This is a genomic window from Thermobifida fusca YX (assembly GCF_000012405.1).
Taxonomy (GTDB): Bacteria; Actinomycetota; Actinomycetes; order Streptosporangiales; family Streptosporangiaceae; genus Thermobifida; species Thermobifida fusca.
Window position 1 is genome coordinate 2555496 of sequence record NC_007333.1, and the last position, 18275, is coordinate 2573770.

Sequence of the window (18275 nt, forward strand, 5' to 3'; positions counted from 1 at the left end):
GCCCCGCGGGCGGCCGCGGCACCGTGCCGCTACCGGTCCAGGAAGTCGAACAGCTCTTCCCAGCGGCGCACGATCTTCTCAGGGGCGTACCGGGTCACGGAACGCCGTGCCTGGTCCCCCAACCGGTCGCGGAGCTCCTGGTCGGCGAGGATCTGCGCGAGCCGGTCCGCGAGGGCGTGCGTATCCCCGGGCGGGGCCAGCAGCCCGTCGACGCCGTCGGTGACGATCTCACGCACCCCCGGAGCACAATCGAAAGCCACACACGGCACCGCGCACGCCATCGCCTCGAGCAGCACGAGCGGGAAACCTTCCCCGCGTGACGACTGGACGAAAACCGACGCCTCCCGCAGCGCCCCGGGCACATCGGATGTCGTCCCCATCCACTGCACGGAGTCGTCCAGCCCCAAATGGCTGCAGTAGTCGCGCAGCTCCTGCTCTTCGGCGCCGCTCCCGTAGATCCGCAGCGTCCACTCCGGGAAGCGGGGCGCCACCTTGGCCCACGTCTCCAGGAGAAGGTCGACCCGCTTCTGCTCGTCGAATCGGCCGATGCTCGCCACCACCCGACCGGTGCGCGGCGACGGCTCCTCGGGGTACCACGGCAGCGGGTTGGGCATGACGTCGAGGTTGTTGAGCCCTTGGTTGATCCACCGGTCCGCGTCCTCCCGGGTGAGCGCAAGCAGGCAGTCCACGTCCCGGTAGTACCGCTGGACTCGAGCGAACCTGGAGGTCCGCCTGGACTCCTCGAACGATTCGTGGGTCATCCCCACCACGTGCAAGCCCGCGGTATCGGCCATAGCCACCCACTCCATCGCCCACACTTGGGTGACGATGACCACCCCGCCGGGTGCCGCGGTCTGCAGCAGGTCGGACAGTACGGCCGCGTGAGCGCGTCGGGTCGCTTCCCAGCGGGCCCGCCGCAGGCGCGCCCCCACGTTGAGCCGGTCGCGGAGCCGCCGGGGCGGCCGCAGGGACGGGGGTCGGGTCGCGTGCAAGGTGGTCGTGGGATAGGGCGTCTCCCCGACCTCTTGGACGACATTGGGGGGGGCGACTCCCACCACGTGCACGCGGTGGCCCCGGTCGGTGAAGAGGCGGGCCATGCGGTGCGTCCAGCTCGTGACACCGCCCAGCTCGTTGACGCTGTTGGCGACCAGGAACAGGTCACGTCGCCGTTCGGGAGCGCTGTTCATCGGCGGCCTTCCTGGAGAAAGAACCGGTCGACGATGGCGCGCGCAGCCGTCCCAGTGTCGTAGGCAGCGAAACGCTCGGCGAAGGCTCGGCGGGCTTTGACGTACTCGGTATCGGCTGTGTCCAGTTCCCGGAGCGCGGCGAACAGCTCTTCCTCGGTGAACGCCAGCGGTCCGGGTGCCACTTCCGCCAGAGAGAAGTAGGTGCCCCGCGCATGGTGCACGTAGTCGTCATAGTCGGGCACGTAGTAGATCATCGGACGGTCGAGCAGCACGTAGTCGAACATCACCGAGGAGTAGTCGGTGATGAGCGCATCCGCCGCGGCGAGCAGCGGGGTGGTGTCGTGCTCCGCGGAGACGTCGATCACCGCTTCGGCTGCCGAGGGCGGCACCACCAGACGCTCGAGGTAGTGGGAGCGGACGAGCAGCACGTACTGGTCGCCGAACTCGCGGGCGAACGCCGCGAGGTCGAACAGCGGCCGCACCGCGGTCCGCCGCCGCGGCCGCCCGCGGAACGTGGGCGCATACAGCAGGATGCGCCGGTGGTCGGGAAGGTGCGGTGCGGCACCGATCCGCGGATAGGTGCGCCGCCCGGTCCGCTCCTCCTGCTGCCGCTGCCGCACCAGGGCGTCGTTGCGGGGGTAGCCGACGGGGAGCGCCACCGCGGGGTTGAGACGGAACGCCGGGATCAGTGTCTCCATGTCGTGGTGGGACCGCACGCAGAAGGCGTCGAACCGGCCGAGGTCCGCGCGGAGCCGGTCCCGCGCTGCCCGGCTCCGCAACTGCACTTCGGGTTCGTCGAACCCCATGCGTTTGAGGGCGCTGCCGTGCCACGTCTGCAGGTAGGTGGTGTGGGCGGGTTTACGCAGCCCTGAAGGGAAGCCCTGGTTGTCGATCCAGTACTCGGCACGGGCGAGGGCCACCAGGTAGCGCAGGCTCCACCGGCGGACCAGGACCGCATCGCGTGGGAAGCCGTCCGGGGTGTGCGCATAGGACCACACCGCGGTCATGGGCAGGTCGCGGCGGCGTAGCTCTTCGTAGATCGCCCGGGGACTGTCGGAGTAGCGCTGCCCCAGGTGGCTTTCGAAGACAGCGAGTCCGCGGTGCCGCGGCAGCCGGCACAGCACCGTGTGGTAGAGCCACCGCTTGTTCTGTTCCGAGGCGAGCAGGCGCGGAACGCGGCGGGCTGTGGCGAGCAGCGCCCGGCTGCGCCGGCCCGCGGGGGTGCCGGCTGCTGCGACGAGAGCGGTGCGTGCCCGGTGTTGGACCGCAGTGGACGGGACGACCCGCAGCGCGAGGTGTCCTTTGGCGGACACTTCCGCGACCACCTGGTCGGCGCCCAGTCCGGGCAGCAGCGGCTGAACGGGCAGCGGAGCAGTGTCCAGGTCGGGGTGGACGACGGTGAGGCGGCTGCGCACGCGCGTCCCGTCGATATCCATGACCAGCCGCAGATCCCACACGTGGTCGACGATGCCGATCGGGTGGAAGACGCGCCCCAGGTCGAGGTCGGCCGCCCAGGTGAGGTGGTCTCCGCGGTGGACGAGCTGGCGGAGGGGGAAACGGAAGACGCGCCACCCGGCGCGGCGGGCGGTGAGTTCCAGGCGGCCGCGCACCCGAGAGCTCGTCGGCGTGGGGATACGGCCCAGCGGGTTGGTCACGCGCCCCGACAGCCGCAGCCAGCGGCCGTCGACCCGCTGGCCGGTGACCACGGTGCGGGGAGCGAGCTTGTGCAACGGTTTGAGGTGATAGCCGAGGTCGGTGACGTCGAGGAGCTCCCGGCCCAGCGGGTCGTTGAGGTGCCGGGTGCTCCAGTAGATGCGCCCTTCCCGCTCCGCCAGGGGCACCGCGGTCTTGTGGGGGTTGATGAGTGCGTCGGCCGCGGGCAGGAGAGCGTCGCCGTCGCCTTGGGCGACCAGGTAGGCGCATATCGCCTGCAGCGGCCGGAGCTGGTGGTAGGCCTCCGTCGGCAGGTGCGCGACATAGGGGCCCACCAGGTCGAGGAACGACCGCCGGTACTCCTCGGTGCGGAGCGGAAGGTCGCGCAAGTGGAGGACCAGGTCGTGCTTGAGGAATTTGACGCTTTTGGCGAGGTGGACCGTGTCCAGGCCGCGTTCGGCGAGCAGGGCGTCGATTTCGCGGTGCATGGCGAGCCGGTCGGCGAGGTTGCCGATCTCGTCCCGGCGCTGCGTGATCGACCGGCGCTCCGGGCTGTCGGAGACATGCCAGTAGTAGACCGTGTTGGGGATCAGGGCGACGCGCCGCGCTGCCAGCCAGGCCCGGGCGGTGAACAGGAAGTCCTCGTAGGCGATCCCGGTGGGGAAACGGAGCCGGTGGTTGAGGAGGAAAGACCGGCGATAGCACTTGTTGGTGGCAAGCGTGTCCCAGACCAGCGGATCGGGGTCGTCGGTGAGCGAGTCCAGCACTCGGGTCTGCCGGTAGATCCACCGGTACCAGGGTTTTTCCTTGCGTCCGCGCGGGGTGGTGTGGACGCGGACGCACAGGCCGGAGACAAAGTCCGCTCCGGTGGTCTCGATCGCCCGTACCATGGCGCGGCAGGCGTTGCGGTCCAGTTCGTCGTCGCTGTCCAGGAACATCACATAGCGGCCCGCAGCCCGTTCAATGCCGTAGTTGCGGGGTTGTCCGCAGCCTCCGCTGTTGGAGGGCAGGCGGAATGCGCGGACCCGGTCGGGGTAGCGTTCCGCGAATCTCTGGGCTACCGCGAAACTCCCGTCGGAGCTGTGGTCGTCGACGATGACGGCTTCCACGCTCCGCAGTGCCTGGTTCAGTACGGACTGCACCGCGGTAGGTAGCCGCTTTTCGTCGTTGTAGACAATGACCACCACACTGACGTCGACCATAGGAACCCCGTCCGTCCGGCGTGGACCGCTAGCGCGGCCGCTATGTCACGGGACATGCGTACCGGCAGCCTAAGAAGCCGGACGGAAAGCACCGGCCAGAGCCGCGAAAATCTTCCACAAAAGGTGCTTTTCGGGGCAGTTGGGGTGGTTGCACGTGTCGCGCAGCGCAGGAGCGCCGACGCGCGGCGCTCCTGCAGCTCACCGATTATGGGGCGGTCAGCAGGCTTCCCGGTCGCTGGTGCTGCCGTTGCGGAGCACGACCAGGTCGTCGCGGTGCACGATCTCGCGGCTGTATTCGGCGCCGAGCTCCCGGGCCAGCCACCGGGTGGAGCGGCCCATCAAGTCGGGGATCTCCGCAGAGTCGTAGTTGACCAGGCCGCGGGCGACGAGGACACCGTTCTCGTCCCGCAAGTCCACGGGGTCGCCCGCGTTGAAATCGCCTTCCACTTTGATGACCCCCGCGGGCAGCAGGGACGCTTTCTCGGTGACCACGGCATGCACCGCCCCCGGGTCCAAGAAGACACTGCCGCGGCCCGCCGTCGCATGGGCCAGCCAGAGTTGGCGGCTGGACGGGCGGCGGTGTTTCGCGGGGACGAAGAACGTGCCGACGGGATCACCTCGGAGCGCAGCCCGGGCGTTGGCCGCCGAGGTCAGCACAGTAGCCACCCCCGCTTCGGTCGCGATCCGCGCGGATTCGACCTTGGTGATCATGCCGCCGGTCCCCACCCCGCGCTTGTTCGCGCTGCCGAGGTCCACCCCGACAAGATCCTCCGGGCCGTTGACCTGGGTGATGCGTGTGCTCGTCGGCAGGGACGGGTTCCCGTCGTACAGCGCGTCCACGTCGGTCAACAGCACCAGCACGTCCGCGCGCAGCAAGTGGGCGACGAGGGCGGCGAGCCGGTCGTTGTCGCCGAACCGGATCTCGTGGGTGGCGACCGTGTCGTTCTCGTTGACGATCGGCACCGCGCCGATCTCCAGCAGGCGGCTCATCGCGCGCTGCGCGTTGCGGTACTGGGCGCGGCGCATCAGGTCGTCGGCGGTCAACAGGATCTGCGCGGCAGTCAGCGAATGCCGGGCGAACTCGGCGGTGTAGCGGGCCAGGAGCAGCCCTTGGCCTACGCTGGCCGCGGCCTGCTGGGTAGCGAGGTCGCGGGGCCGCTGGGTGAGGCCCAGGGGAGCCATTCCCGCGGCGACCGCTCCGGAGGAGACCAGCACCACTTCGGTGCCCGCTTTGCGGCGTTCCGCCAGCACGTCGGTGAGGTCGCGGATCCGCTCGTGGTCGAGGCCGCCTTGCGGGGTGGTGAGAGAGGAGGAGCCCACCTTGACCACGACTCGTCGCGCCTGAGCGATTTCCGCACGCGTCTGACCGACGCCTGTGCCCACGTTTACCTGTCCTTTCGCGTCACGGGGATCAGCTCAACCGGGGATCGGTGCCGCGCGGGCCCAGCACAGTCTGCTCGCTGTCGACCGTGGGATCCCAGTCGAAGACCACGGGGTTGTCCTCGTCCCCGATGTGCACCTCGGCGCCTGCGGTAGCGCCCGCTTCTGCGAGGGCCTCCTCGATCCCGAGACGGTTGAGCCGGTCCGCGAGATAGCCGACAGCTTCGTCGTTGCTGAAGTCCGTTTGGCGCACCCAGCGGGTGGGCTTGTCGCCGATCACCCGGAAGACGTTGTTGCCGAGCGGGATGACTTGGAAGGGGATTTCGCCGATCTCGCGCGGCCGCAGGATCAGGCGGGTCGGCTCCTCCGGCGGGCGGGCGGCGCGGGCTGCGGCCACCTGCTCGCCGAGCGCATAGGCCAGTTCCTTCAGCCCTTCCCGGGTGGCTGCAGAGACCTGGAGCACCCGGTATCCGCGTTCCACCAGCATGGGTTCGACGAGTTCGGCGAGCTCACGTGCCTCCGGCACGTCGATCTTGTTCAACGCCACGAGCCGCGGCCGGTCGGACAGGTCCACGCCGGTGCGTTCCCCGTAGACGGCCAATTCCCGTTCCACGGCTTCGAGGTCGCTGATGGGGTCCCGTCCCGGTTCGTAGGTGGCGCAGTCCAGGACGTGGAGCAGGGTGGAGCAGCGTTCCACGTGGCGCAGGAACTCCAGTCCCAGTCCTTTGCCTTCGCTCGCGCCAGGAATGAGCCCGGGAACGTCGGCGACCACGTACTGGGTCTGTCCCGCTTCCACGACGCCGAGGTTGGGCACAAGCGTGGTGAACGGGTAGTCGGCGATCTTCGGGCGGGCCGCCGACATCGCCGCGATCAGCGACGACTTGCCCGCGCTGGGAAAACCGACGAGGCCGACATCGGCGATGGTCTTCAGCTCCAGGCGGATGTCGACTTTCTCTCCGGGCTCCCCTTTGAGTGCGAACCCGGGGGCTTTGCGTTTCGGGGAGGCGAGGGCGGCGTTGCCGAGCCCGCCTCGGCCGCCCCGGGCGACGACCAGCCGGGTCCCGTGGCCGACCAGGTCCGCGATCACTTCCCCGTCCAAGGTGGTCACCACGGTGCCGTCGGGGACCGGCAGGACCAGGTCGGCGCCGCTCGCCCCGGAACGGTTGCTTCCCTGCCCGGGAGCACCGTTCTCCGCCTTGCGGTGCGGGCGGCGCTGGTACTCCAACAGGGTTGCGGTGTTGCGGTCGACCTCCAGGATCACGTCCCCACCGTGGCCGCCGTTACCGCCGTCGGGGCCGCCCAGCGGCTTGAACTTCTCCCGGTGGATAGAGACGCAGCCGTGCCCGCCGTCCCCGGCCTTGAGATGCAAGACCGCTTCGTCGACGAAATCGGACATGTCGCTGGCTCCTCGATCCGTCTGGTGGTCGAACGCACGTGAGGCGGGCCAGTGTCACTGGCCCGCCTCACGTTTACTACACCGTCTCCCCGGGCCTATTCACTGGCGACGGGGGTCGGGATGACGCTTACGGCTTTGCGGCCCCGCAGGTTTCCGAACTCGACCCTGCCTGCGACCAGAGCAAACAGAGTGTCGTCACCGCCTCGACCGACGTTGTCACCGGGGTGGAAACGGGTACCGCGCTGGCGGACCAGGATCTCGCCAGCCTTGACGTACTGTCCACCGAAGCGCTTGACGCCGAGCCGCTTGGCGTTGGAGTCGCGTCCGTTACGGCTGGACGACGCGCCCTTCTTGTGTGCCATCTCGCGCTCCTCCCGCTACTTCGCGGCGATACCGGTGACCCGGATCTGGGTGTACTTCTGACGGTGTCCCAGACGCCTCTTGTAACCGGTCTTGCTCTTGTACTTCAGGATCTTGATCTTGGGTCCGGTCACTTCACCGAGAACCTCAGCGGTGACCTGGTACTTGTTCAGCTCGGCTGCATCGCTGACAACCTTGCCGTTGTCCACGACAAGCAGCGGCTCGAGGTTGAGCGTGTCACCGGCCTCTTTGGCCACCCTGTCGATGGTCACCACGTCATCGACGGAGACCTTTTCCTGTCGGCCGCCCGCTCGCACGATCGCGTACACCGGGAAACTCACTTCCTGTTCGCTACAGAAAAGAATGCGCTCACAATCGACCGCGGTCATCAACCCGCTCGCCGCCCGCAAGCGGCAGCAGGGATTGAAAGGAGGTCTCAGGCGCGCGAACATGTGGGGCGCGCCGACGCACCGTATTTCAGCCTACCACTCGCTCGCAGGAGGTCTGCACGCTGCAGCGGTCGGAGCCGGGCGGGATGCCCCGCCCGGCTGACGATCATCCGGCTTCAGCCACCGCCGTCTCGGAGACGACCACCCCGGCCCTGCGCCGGATCCGGCGGCGCCGGGGGCGTTCCGCCACTGTCTCGGCTGGCTGTTCAGCAGCCTCCTTCGTCTCCGGGACAGCGTTCGCCTGCGCGGAGGACTCGCTGCCGGACTCCGAGATGGATGGAACCGAATCCTCCTGTTTCTCGGGCGATCCCGCAACATCTTTGGCGGTACGCGTGGCACCGCCGTTAGCCTCGGCCTGCGCTGCAGTCTCGGCGTCTCCGCCGGCCCGCGCCTTGTCCGTGGCCTTGCCCTGGTCTGCCGAGGTTTTCTCCGCGCCGGCGCCGTTCTTATTCGCGCCGTTGTTCTTGTTCTTCTTCTTGCGCCCGCCGGACTTGGACTCGAGCAGATCGGTCTGCAGGATGAGGCCGCGGCCGTTGCAGTGCTCGCAGGTGTGCGAGAAAGCCTCTAGCAACCCTTGGCCGACCCGCTTGCGCGTCATCTGAACCAGGCCCAGCGACGTGACCTCGGCCACCTGGTGCTTGGTGCGGTCCCGGGACAGGCATTCCAGCATGCGGCGTAGCACCAAGTCGCGGTTGCTTTCCAGCACCATGTCGATGAAGTCGATGACGATGATGCCGCCGATGTCCCGCAGTCGGAGCTGGCGCACGATCTCCTCGGCCGCCTCGAGGTTGTTCTTGGTGACCGTCTCCTCAAGGTTCCCGCCCTGGCCGGTGAACTTGCCGGTGTTGACGTCGATGACCGTCATCGCCTCGGTGCGGTCGATGATCAGCGAACCGCCGCTGGGCAGCCACACTTTGCGCTCCAGCGCCTTGGCGATCTGCTCATCGATGCGGTAGGCCTCGAAGATGTCGCGGTCTTCGGTCCAGTGCGACAGACGGTCCGCCAAGTGTGGGGCGACCTGGTTGACGTAGTCGCGGATGGTCTCCCACGCATCGTCGCCGGAGACGACGAGGCTGGAGAAATCTTCGTTGAAAATGTCCCGGACCACGCGGATGGTGAGGTCTGGTTCGCTGCTGAGGAGCGCCGGGGCGGTCGCTGACTTCGCCTTGCGCTTGATGGACTCCCACTGCTGCGACAGGCGGGCGATGTCGCGCTCCAGCTCCTCTTCGCTGGCCCCCTCTGCCGCGGTACGCACGATCACGCCGGCCCCGTTGGGCATGACCTTCTTCAAGATCTGCTTGAGCCGGGCCCGTTCCTTGTCGGGCAGCTTGCGGCTGATGCCCGTCATCGAGCCGTCAGGCACATACACCAAGTAGCGGCCGGGCAGGCTGATCTGGCTGGTCAACCGGGCACCTTTGTGCCCGACCGGGTCTTTGGTGACCTGCACCAGCACAGACTGGCCGGACTTGAGCACCGACTCGATCCGGCGGGGCTGGCCTTCCAGGCCGGTGGCGTCCCAGTTGACTTCGCCCGCGTACAGTACTGCGTTGCGCCCTTTGCCGATGTCGACGAAGGCCGCCTCCATCGACGGCAGCACGTTCTGCACCCGACCCAGGTAGACGTTGCCGACGTACGACTTGTGGTCGGCACGGTCCACGTAGTGCTCGACGAGCACGTTGTCTTCGAGCACGGCGATCTGGGTGCGTTCCCCGATCCGGCGGACGATCAGGTCACGTTTGACGGACTCGCGGCGGGCCAGGAACTCCGACTCGGTGATGATGGTGGGGCGGCGGCGTCCCTGCTCCCGTCCTTCCCGACGGCGCTGCCGCTTGGCTTCCAAACGCGTCGACCCGCGGACCGCCTGCACTTCTTCCTCGATCGGCCGTTCAGCGCGGGCGGGACGAGTGCGGGCCGCCGTACTGGACTGATCATCGGCTTCCGGCTCGGTGGTGACCTCTACCCCGGAACGGCGGCGGCGCCGACGGCGACGCCGGGTACCGGTCGTCGTCGCCTCGGTCTCCTCGGTCGTGTCCGCGGCGGCAGCGGCAGGTGCCTCCCCCGCGCTGCCTTTCTCGGTCTCGTCGGCCGTCGTCTCCGCGTCGTCCGTGGTGTCGCTGGTATCAGCGGCCTCGCCGTCGTCCCCGCTGCGGGACCGGTTGCGCCTCCTCCGCCGCCTGCGGCGGGTGGGGCGCTCCTCCACCGCCAGTTCGATCTCCGCGCTGAGATCCTCGGCCTCGTCCAGCTCCTCCCCCGCGTCCTGCGGGCTGTCCGGCTCTACCGACTCCACGACCGGCGGTTGGAAGACCACCATGGGCGGTTGGAAGGTGACGGCGGCTACCGCGCTAGGGTCAGCAGGACGCGTGTCCTGGGCCGCGGGCGCGAGAGTGTTGCCCGCGGGCGCGGCCTGCGCGGCGCTCTCCCCGCTGCTCCGTTCCGCTCCTGGGGTCGTGTCCTGGCCGGTCGGCTCGGTATCGTCGGTGGTCGCTGTCCTGCTCCGGGTACGGGTGCGCGAGGTACGGGCCGTGGTCTTACGACTCCGCCGTTTCGGCTCCTCCTCTGCCGTGTCCTCGGCGGCTGACTTCGACGGAGCCGGGTCAGTGACCAGCTCGATAGAGGTGGCAGCCACGGTCGTCCGCGCCGTCACCGGGATCGGGTCGGGTTCGGGCGGTGGTCCCGCGGGCCTGCTTGCGGCTCGGCCTCGGCGTACCGGCTGGGCCAGGCGCACCGTACCGGACATGCCGACGACGGTCGAACCGTTCGATCGTGTGCTTGTCTCTATTTCAGTTGTCCCCTCGGTGCTATCCACACCGTTGTTGGGCTCGTTCTCGAGCATCCGGGCGGTCTCCCGTCAAAAGTTCTCGGGCACGGCCCCGCACGAGGTGCCCGGCCGCGGCGCCTGAGAACTATCGCTGTCAATATCCACACCGGCGTCGCCATCACGGCGACGCCGGTCAAAGTCCTTGAACTGCGCTCACGTTCCCCGATCCGGACCGCGCCGCTGCGGATCCGGCGTGTGCGCTGACGACGGTGGCGCCTGGCCTCGCGGCCGCAGCGTCGACGGCGAGCGGGTCCGCGATGGTTCCGGAATCCTCATCAAGCGGCCCCTGCGCCAACCTGGTCATCCTGGCCGGTGCTGGCAAGGCGAGATCGGCGATCTGACGGAGGCCGGTCACCACGTCGTCGGGTCGTACGACAGGAGTGGTATGCCGCACGATCAAGCGAAGTATGGCATATGTCTCTTGTCGTTCCGTTGCGGCGCGCCTAGCGACGTCCAGCAGGAACACGGCCGGGCGTACGTCGAACCGGCGACGCCCTTTCTTGGTGAGTCGCTCCACTTCAACCTGCTCGGCCGCGAGGAACGCGGCAACGGCTGCCTCGGCGTCGTCGGGGCCGACACCGGGAAGTTCGATTCGCCACTCCGATGCTTCCAGACGGTCTGCCCAACCGCTGGTCGCTGCCGGGACCACGTCGAGGATGGCGATACCGTCCGGCATCGTGGCGTTGAGCCGCTCCCGGACACGTTCGGGGTCCATCGGCTCGGCCAGAGTGAGCTCGCAATACTCCGCCTCACTTGCCACTCCCGTGGGAGCCGCACCCGCGTAGGAGATCTTGGGATGAGGCGAGAACCCCGCCGAAAAAGCTACGGGTACCTCGGCCCGGCGCAGTGCACGCTCAAGTACGCGAGCGATATCGCGATGGCTCGCGAATCTCATGCGGTGGCGCTTCGCGTACCGCACACGCAACCGTTGGGCCTGGCTTCCGTTGGAGAGCGAATCGGCGCCCTCAAGTGCGGGGGGCAGCTCTGCTCCTTTCCTCAAATCCTCACACTCCCGCGCGGATCGACCCGATGTGGGTCCGTGGTCCCCCGGGAGAGGTCCGTCTTATTTTCAGCCTACGGGGCGTACCGGCAACTCTGTGCCATTGCCCTCGTTGAAGTACAACTCTTCCCCGTAGGCGTGTTGTTCCGGCACAGTCATTGCTCTTCCCACTGTGACCGGAGTTGAAAAGCGTGGTTTCGACGATGCCGGCTGCGGCGGTGCCGCGGGCCACGCGGAGTTTTTCGGAAAACCCCTGTTCTTTTGCCAACCAACCCCACCGCTGGTACGTCCAATTAGGTGTACGGCCCGGCGCGAGCGGGGTGCCGGGCCGTACTTTCGTCGACCCGGCACTCCCCTCGCCGACTTCTCCCACCTCATACCACGCTCAGCGGAAGCAGTTTGCGTCCCGGAACGCCGTGGGTCTGGATCTGGGTTCCCATGCTCGGGCAGACCCCGCAGTCGTAGCAGGGGCTCCAGCGGCAGTCGTCGACCTCCACCGCTTCCTCGCCGTGCAAGGCGTCCTGCCAGTCCTGCCAGAGCCACTCCCGATCCAGTCCGGCGTCCAGGTGGTCCCAGGGCAGCACCTCATCGGCATCGCGCTCGCGCACCGTGTACCAGTCCAAGTCCACGGGCTCGTCGGCCAGCTCTTCTTCGACGGCCTTCACCCAGCGCTCGTAGGAGAAGTACTCGCTCCACCCGTCGAAACGGCCGCCTTCGCGCCACACCCGCTCCACGACCCGGCACAGCCGGCGATCGCCTCGGGAGAGGAGGCCTTCGATGATGGACGGCCGTCCCTCGTGGTAGCGCAGCCCGATGGACTTGCCGTACTCCCGGTCGGAGCGCAGGGCGTCCCGCAGCTTCCGCAGTCGGCTGTCGACGACCTCGTGGGGGGCCTGACCCGCCCACTGGAAGGGGGTATGCGGTTTCGGGACGAAACCGCCGATGGACACCGTGCAGCGGATGTCACGACGCCCGGTGACCTCACGCCCCGTCTTGATGACCTTGCGGGCGAGGTCGGCGATGGCGAGGACGTCGGCGTCCTCCTCGGTGGGCAGCCCGCACATGAAGTACAGCTTGACCTGGCGCCACCCCGCCGCGTAGGCCGCGATGACCGTGCGGATCAGGTCCTCTTCGGTGACCATCTTGTTGATGACCCGACGCATCCGCTCGCTGCCGCCCTCGGGTGCGAACGTGAGCCCGGAGCGGCGTCCGTTACGGGTCAGCTCGTTGGCCAAGTCGATATTGAAGGCGTCGACCCGGGTGGAGGGCAGCGAGAGCCCGGTGTGGGTGCCTTCGTAACGGTCCGCGAGGTTCTTGGTGATCTCGCTGATCTGGCTGTGGTCGGCGCTCGACAGGGAGAGCAGGCCGACCTCCTGGAATCCCGAGGAGCGCAGCCCGTGGTCGACCATGGCGGCGATCGCCTTCTCGCTGCGCTCCCGCACCGGGCGGGTGATCATTCCGGCCTGGCAGAACCGGCAGCCGCGCGTGCAGCCACGGAAAATCTCCACGCTGTAGCGCTCGTGGACGGACTCGGCGATCGGAACGATCGGGTTCTTCGGGTAGGGCCAGTCGTCGAGGTTCATGACGGTGTGCTTCTGCACCCGCCACGGGACGCCGGGACGGTTGGGCACGTACTTTTCGATCCGCCCGTCCGGAAGGTAGGTGACGTCGTAGAACTTGGGCACGTACACCCCGCCGGTGGCGGCCAGGCGGGACAGCAGCTCGTCGCGTCCCCCCGGGGACCCTTCCCGGCGGAACTCCCGGATGAGTTCGGTGATCGCGATCGCGATCTCCTCGCCGTCCCCCAGGACCACGGCGTCCAGGAAGTCGGCGATAGGCTCCGGGTTGAACATGGCGTGTCCGCCCGCCAGCACGATCGGGTGCTCGTCGGTGCGGTCCACCGCGTGCAGCGGGATGCCCGCCAAGTCCAGCGCAGTGAGCAGGTTGGTGTAGCCCATCTCGCTGGCGAAGCTGACCCCGAGGACGTCGAAGGCGGCGAGCGGCCGGTGGGAGTCCACGGTGAAGTGCGGGACCCCGTGCTCGCGCATGAGTTTCTCCAGGTCGGGCCAGACCGCGTAGGCGCGTTCGGCGAGTACACCCTCGCGTTCGTTGAGGATCTCGTAGAGGATCTGGACCCCCTGGTTGGGCACGCCAACCTCATAGGCGTCGGGGTACATCAGTGCCCACCGGACTTCTGCGTCGTCCCACTCCTTGACGACGGAGTTCAGCTCACCACCCACGTACTGGATCGGTTTTTGCACGTGGGGCAGCAACGCTTCCAACTGTGGGAAGACGGATTCGACAGTCATCGGGAAAACGGGCCTCACGTTCGCGGTCGTTCGACGACGGCCAGAAGACAGCGCCTGTGCTTGTCAGCATAAGCGCCTTTCCTCGACTCTGGTGAATCGTCGAGTCCTCCTGGTACCCGTTGCGGGCTCAGATGATCAACGCTACCGGACTGTGAACAGCGTTCGGACAGATTTTTCGCCGCCCTGGGCGGCGGGTGGCCGCCGCGTGCCAGAGCTCCAGGATCAGCCCCTCGTGCCCGCCGGTTCCAGGGAACGGCGCTCTTCGTTGTGCGCGTGGACCGCCATGACCAGGCCGAGCGCGGCGAAGTTCGCGACGGCTGCGCTCCCCCCATAGGAGACGAACGGCAGTGGGAGCCCGGTGACCGGGGTGAGGCCCAGCGTCATCCCGATGTTGACGAATACTTGGACACAGAACCAGGCCGCCACCCCGATGCAGACCAAGCGGCCGTGGACCTCGTCACAGCGGGAAGCGACCCGCAGGATACGCAAGAGGACGACTCCGAGCAGGACGATGACCGCGCATCCCCCCGCGAAACCGAGTTCCTCGGCTGCGACACTGAAGACGAAGTCGGTGTGCTGTTCTGGGACGAACTTGCCGCTGGTCTGCCCGCCGTGGAAGAGCCCGGAGCCGCTCAGGCCGCCCGAGCCGACCGCGATGAGCGCCTGGTTGACGTTGTATCCGGCGCCCAGCGGGTCCGCGTGCGGGTCGAGGAAGGCCGTGAACCGCGCTACCTGGTAGTCCTTGAGCAGGCCGAGCTGCCATACCGCGAGACCGGTGAACGCGCCGCAGCCGAGCAGGGCGAGCGGCCAGCGCAGCGGCGCCCCCGAGCAGGCGAGCAGAGCGAGATAGATCGCGGTCAGCACCAGGGCGCTTCCCAGGTCCGGTTGCAACAGGATCAGCCCGATCGGTACCGCTGCGACCCCCAAGCTGATCAACACGTCTGAGGCAGGGGGCCGTGGGGTCCTCGGCCGGGGCCGGCCCAGCACCGCGGCGACGGCCAGGATGAGCGCGATCTTGGCGGTCTCCGCGGGCTGGACGCGCAAGTCGCCGAGTGCGATCCACGAGCGGGACCCGTTGACGGTCTCCCCCAGGGGCCCGAGGACGAGCAGCAGCGCCACGGTGACGGCCACGAAGAGCACCGGAGTGTAGGCGCGGAGTGCCCGCCGGGTGAGCGACGCGAGCGCGAGGCAGAGCGGCAGGGCCAGCAGCAGGTGCCCCAGGTGTCGCCAGGCGTAGACCGTCGGACCGGCATGTCCGGTGGGCGGGAGGGTGGCGGACCACACCAGCAAGGCGCCCACCATGCTGAGCGTGACCGCCGCTCCGAGAAGCACCCCGTCGAGGTGGCGGGGCAGCATCCGGGCGGCGACCTGGCTGACGTGCGGCAGCGGTGCGGGCAGGCGCATGGCCTGCGCGAAGCGGAGCGACATACGGGCCTTCCGGATCATTCGTCGGCCGGACGGGCGGCCGTTCCGTCCCCGAAGACCGAGGAGGTGCGGGCAAGGATCGTCTCGTCATGCGGGTACGACGCGGTCGCTGGCTGGCCCGCGGCTGCAGCGGTGAGGACCGCTCCGTCGGAGTCCTGCTGGCCTACGGCGTCAAGACGCTGTTCGAGGTCGCTGGAGACGGCTTCGCCGCGGTTCGCTCCGGCCAGTGCCCGGTAGTACTCCCCCATGGGCACTTGGAGGTACCACAACCTGCCGATCAGCAGCGCCAGCAAGCACACCACCAGTGCCTGAGCGGCGAGGACCGGTCCGTGCTCGCAGACACCGCGAGACCACCGTTTGACGCTTCTGTTCGACTCCCCCATGGCCTCCTCCCCCCTAGTGGCCACACCGCGCGGTTGCGGTTGGACTGTCTGTGGAGGCGTTATCGCCAGCGGCACCCGGCCGGACTGGCGTTCCTCTCCCCGCCACGGTTGCGCTCGTGCCGAGGATCGCTGTCCTGGGCATCGCGGATCGGCCCGGTAGTCCCGGGTCCGCGCCGCACCGGACAGGAGCGCTGCCCGTCTGCGGGCATGGCACGACCGCGCAGGTCGTCGTGCGCTACCTGCCCCGATCACTCCCAGAGTAACTCTATGAATCTAGTTAGTTACACAAACGCGCCGGTTTGTCGCACCGTGGTGGAAAAAGCACCGCGGCCAGGCGGAATGCTCCGCCTGGCCGCGGTAGGTCTGCGTCGTGCCGTAGCCGGTGGTAAGAGAGTTCTGCCCGGTTCAGGCCAGGTCAGGGAAGAAGAGCTTGATCTCGCGCTCGGCCGAGTAGGTGGAGTCCGAACCGTGGACGATGTTGGCCTGGACGTCGAGACCGTAGTCGCCGCGGATGGTGCCGGGAGCGGCGAGGACCGGGTCGGTGGCGCCCGCCAGGGAGCGGAACGCCTCGATCGCCCGGTTGCCCTCCACCACCATGGCGACCAGCGGGCCGCCGGTGATGAACTCCACCAGCGACGAGAAGAACGGCTTTTCGACGTGCTCCTCGTAATGCGCTTTCGCGGTCTCTTCGTCCAGGGTGCGCAGCTCCATGGCGACGATCTTGAGGCCCTTGCGCTCGATACGGGAGATGACCTCGCCGATGATGTTGCGCCGCACGCCATCGGGCTTGATCAGGACAAGGGTGCGCTCCACGGTGCTTTTCTCCTTGAGACGTCGTTGGCTGTGTACGGTGCTGCCGGTCCAGGAGCACCGCACCGGTGCGGTGCTCTGCCTCCGGTGGTGGGTACCCTATCGGTTCGGCGGCCCCTCCCCGTGCGCGCGGGAGACGACTCCGAGGGCGGTGCTGCTCACGCGCTTTCCGTGTCGTGGACGGCCTGCTGTGCTGCCTCTACCCGCCGTCCCAGGACTACTCCGGCAATCCACAGCCCGACGAAGACAATGCCCAAGGAGATGAGTCCCGGTACGACAAAGCCGCTGAGCAGAAACGCCACCTGGAGTGCGCATGCGGCGTAGAACCCCCAGGTAAAGCGCTGGAGCGCGGCAAGGACCAGGGCGGCGAGCGCCAGACCGCCCCAGACCGCTCCGGCGAAACCGGGGGCGTGGCCGCCGAGTTGGATGGCCACGGGAACGGCCAGTCCCAGCACGATGGCTTCGAAGGCCAGGACAACGGCGCAGACAGTCCGCACGACGGTTACTCCTTCTTCAACAGGTGGATGGCGTCCCCGGCCGTCACCACCGAACCGGTGATCAGCACCCCGCCCCCGCCGAACTCTGCGTCCCGCTCTGCGAGGGCGACAGCCTGGTCGATAGCGTCGTCGAGCCGCAGCGCCGCGTGGACGCGGTCCGGGCCGAAGACTGCCTCCGCGGTCTCCCGAAGCCGGTCTACCGGCAGGGCCCGCGGTGACGAGTTCACGGTCACCACGATCTCATCGAGCAGCGGCTCGAGCGGTTCCAGGATGCCTTCAGCGTCCTTGTCCGCCAGCACCGCTACCACCCCGACCAGCCGGTCGAAGGTGAACGACTCGCGGACCGCTTCGCCGGTGGCGGCCATCCCTGCGGGGTTGTGTGCCGCGTCGACGAGCACGGTAGGGCTGGTCCGCACGATCTCCAATCGTCCCGGGGAGGAGACCGCGGACAGGGCAGTCCGCACCAGCTCCGGATCGAGCCCGTCTTCGCCTTCCTTGGGGGCGGCGAAAGCCTCCACCGCGGCCACCGCCACGGCGGCATTAGTGGCCTGGTGGGCGCCGAACAGCGGCAGGAAGATCCCGTCGTAGGCGGCGCGCAGCCCTTTGACCGCGATCTGCTGGCCGCCGACAGCCAGGTTGCGGTGGACGACACCGAACTCCAGGCCTTCTCGGGCGACTTCGGCTCCCACTGCCGAGGCGTGGCTCAGCAGGGTCTTCGCCACAGGCAGCGTCTGCTGGGCGAGGATGGCGACACTGTTGGGTTTGATGATGCCGGCCTTCTCTTCGGCGATGCCTTCGGGCGTGTCGGCCAGGTAGTCCGTGTGGTCGACGGCGATCGGGGTGACGACGGCGACGTCGGCGTCCACCACATTGGTGGCGTCCCACGTGCCGCCCATGCCCACTTCGACAACGGCGACGTCCACGGGAGCGTCAGCGAAGGCGGCGTACGCCATCACCGTGAGGACTTCGAAGAACGACATGGGCACGTCGTGCTGCTCGTCCACCATCCGCACGTACGGCAGCACGTCGGCATAAAGGTCGGCGAACGCCTGCTCGGAGAGCGGTTCACCGTCGATGACGATCCGTTCGCGCATGCTCGTCAGATGCGGGCTGGTGTAGCGCCCGACCCGCAGCTGCCGCTCCCGAAGCAGGCTGTCGATCATCCGCGCGGTGGAGGTCTTGCCGTTGGTCCCGGTCACATGGATGACCCGATAGTTGTGCTGGGGGTTGCCGAGCAGGTCCATGGCCGCGCGCATGCGATCCAGCGTGGGATGGATGATCGACTCTCCCGCACGCGCAAGGATCTCTTTTTGCGCCTCCTGATACTGCGGATGCACGTGTCCCCTGTTCCCAGCGTTGGTCATTGCGATGTGCGGTTTCAGCCTACCCCGGTGGCGGCCGCGTCC

General features: G+C 68.1%; 14 protein-coding genes. All 14 read right to left on the bottom strand.

All coding sequences use genetic code 11. From position 1 onward, the window contains the following. Positions 1 to 29: 29 nt before the first annotated feature. The 14 genes from TFU_RS10765 to TFU_RS10830 all read right to left on the bottom strand — a co-directional run bounded on the left by TFU_RS10765 (position 30) and on the right by TFU_RS10830 (position 18233). On the bottom strand, positions 30 to 1187 hold the full coding sequence (locus tag TFU_RS10765) for a glycosyltransferase (RefSeq protein ID WP_011292600.1): 1158 nt from the start codon (positions 1185 to 1187) through the stop codon (positions 30 to 32). Beyond that, the gene (locus tag TFU_RS10770; RefSeq protein WP_011292601.1) at positions 1184 to 4042 is read right to left on the bottom strand and encodes a bifunctional glycosyltransferase/CDP-glycerol:glycerophosphate glycerophosphotransferase; all 2859 of its coding nucleotides are present in this window, start codon (positions 4040 to 4042) and stop codon (positions 1184 to 1186) included. Before TFU_RS10770 ends, TFU_RS10765 begins: the two co-directional genes overlap by 4 nt. A gap of 216 nt (positions 4043 to 4258) precedes the next feature. Further along, positions 4259 to 5425, bottom strand: coding sequence for a glutamate 5-kinase (gene proB, locus TFU_RS10775; protein ID WP_011292602.1), 1167 nt, complete (start codon positions 5423 to 5425; stop codon positions 4259 to 4261). 28 nt (positions 5426 to 5453) lie between these two features. Further along, on the bottom strand, positions 5454 to 6818 hold the full coding sequence (gene obgE, locus TFU_RS10780) for a GTPase ObgE (RefSeq protein WP_011292603.1): 1365 nt from the start codon (positions 6816 to 6818) through the stop codon (positions 5454 to 5456). Positions 6819 to 6913: 95 nt separating this feature from the next. After that, a complete protein-coding gene (gene rpmA, locus TFU_RS10785; protein ID WP_011292604.1) occupies positions 6914 to 7180 on the bottom strand; it encodes a 50S ribosomal protein L27 in 267 nt (88 codons plus the stop codon). Between the two features lie 15 nt (positions 7181 to 7195). Next, positions 7196 to 7507, bottom strand: coding sequence for a 50S ribosomal protein L21 (gene rplU / locus TFU_RS10790; RefSeq protein WP_011292605.1), 312 nt, complete (start codon positions 7505 to 7507; stop codon positions 7196 to 7198). 226 nt (positions 7508 to 7733) lie between these two features. Beyond that, positions 7734 to 10460, bottom strand: a complete 2727-nt coding sequence (locus TFU_RS10795) for an Rne/Rng family ribonuclease (RefSeq protein WP_011292606.1) — start codon at positions 10458 to 10460, stop codon at positions 7734 to 7736. Between the two features lie 118 nt (positions 10461 to 10578). After that, positions 10579 to 11364 carry a TIGR03936 family radical SAM-associated protein gene (locus TFU_RS10800; protein ID WP_155983575.1) on the bottom strand — a complete coding sequence of 262 codons (786 nt, stop codon included), beginning with the start codon at positions 11362 to 11364 and terminating at the stop codon, positions 10579 to 10581. A 455-nt stretch (positions 11365 to 11819) separates the two neighbouring features. Further along, positions 11820 to 13754 (bottom strand): TIGR03960 family B12-binding radical SAM protein, encoded by a 1935-nt coding sequence (locus TFU_RS10805; RefSeq protein ID WP_011292608.1) that lies wholly within the window; start codon positions 13752 to 13754, stop codon positions 11820 to 11822. Between the two features lie 222 nt (positions 13755 to 13976). Then, positions 13977 to 15182 (bottom strand): rod shape-determining protein RodA, encoded by a 1206-nt coding sequence (gene rodA / locus TFU_RS10810; protein WP_016189009.1) that lies wholly within the window; start codon positions 15180 to 15182, stop codon positions 13977 to 13979. Positions 15183 to 15196: 14 nt separating this feature from the next. Next, complete coding sequence (locus TFU_RS10815; protein WP_011292610.1) at positions 15197 to 15562, bottom strand: hypothetical protein; 366 nt, start codon at positions 15560 to 15562, stop codon at positions 15197 to 15199. Between the two features lie 405 nt (positions 15563 to 15967). Next, the gene (gene ndk / locus TFU_RS10820; RefSeq protein ID WP_011292611.1) at positions 15968 to 16375 is read right to left on the bottom strand and encodes a nucleoside-diphosphate kinase; all 408 of its coding nucleotides are present in this window, start codon (positions 16373 to 16375) and stop codon (positions 15968 to 15970) included. 155 nt (positions 16376 to 16530) lie between these two features. After that, the gene (locus tag TFU_RS10825) at positions 16531 to 16869 is read right to left on the bottom strand and encodes a DUF4233 domain-containing protein (protein ID WP_011292612.1); all 339 of its coding nucleotides are present in this window, start codon (positions 16867 to 16869) and stop codon (positions 16531 to 16533) included. Positions 16870 to 16874: 5 nt separating this feature from the next. Then, the gene (locus tag TFU_RS10830; protein ID WP_038043976.1) at positions 16875 to 18233 is read right to left on the bottom strand and encodes a bifunctional folylpolyglutamate synthase/dihydrofolate synthase; all 1359 of its coding nucleotides are present in this window, start codon (positions 18231 to 18233) and stop codon (positions 16875 to 16877) included. Positions 18234 to 18275 lie beyond the last annotated feature (42 nt).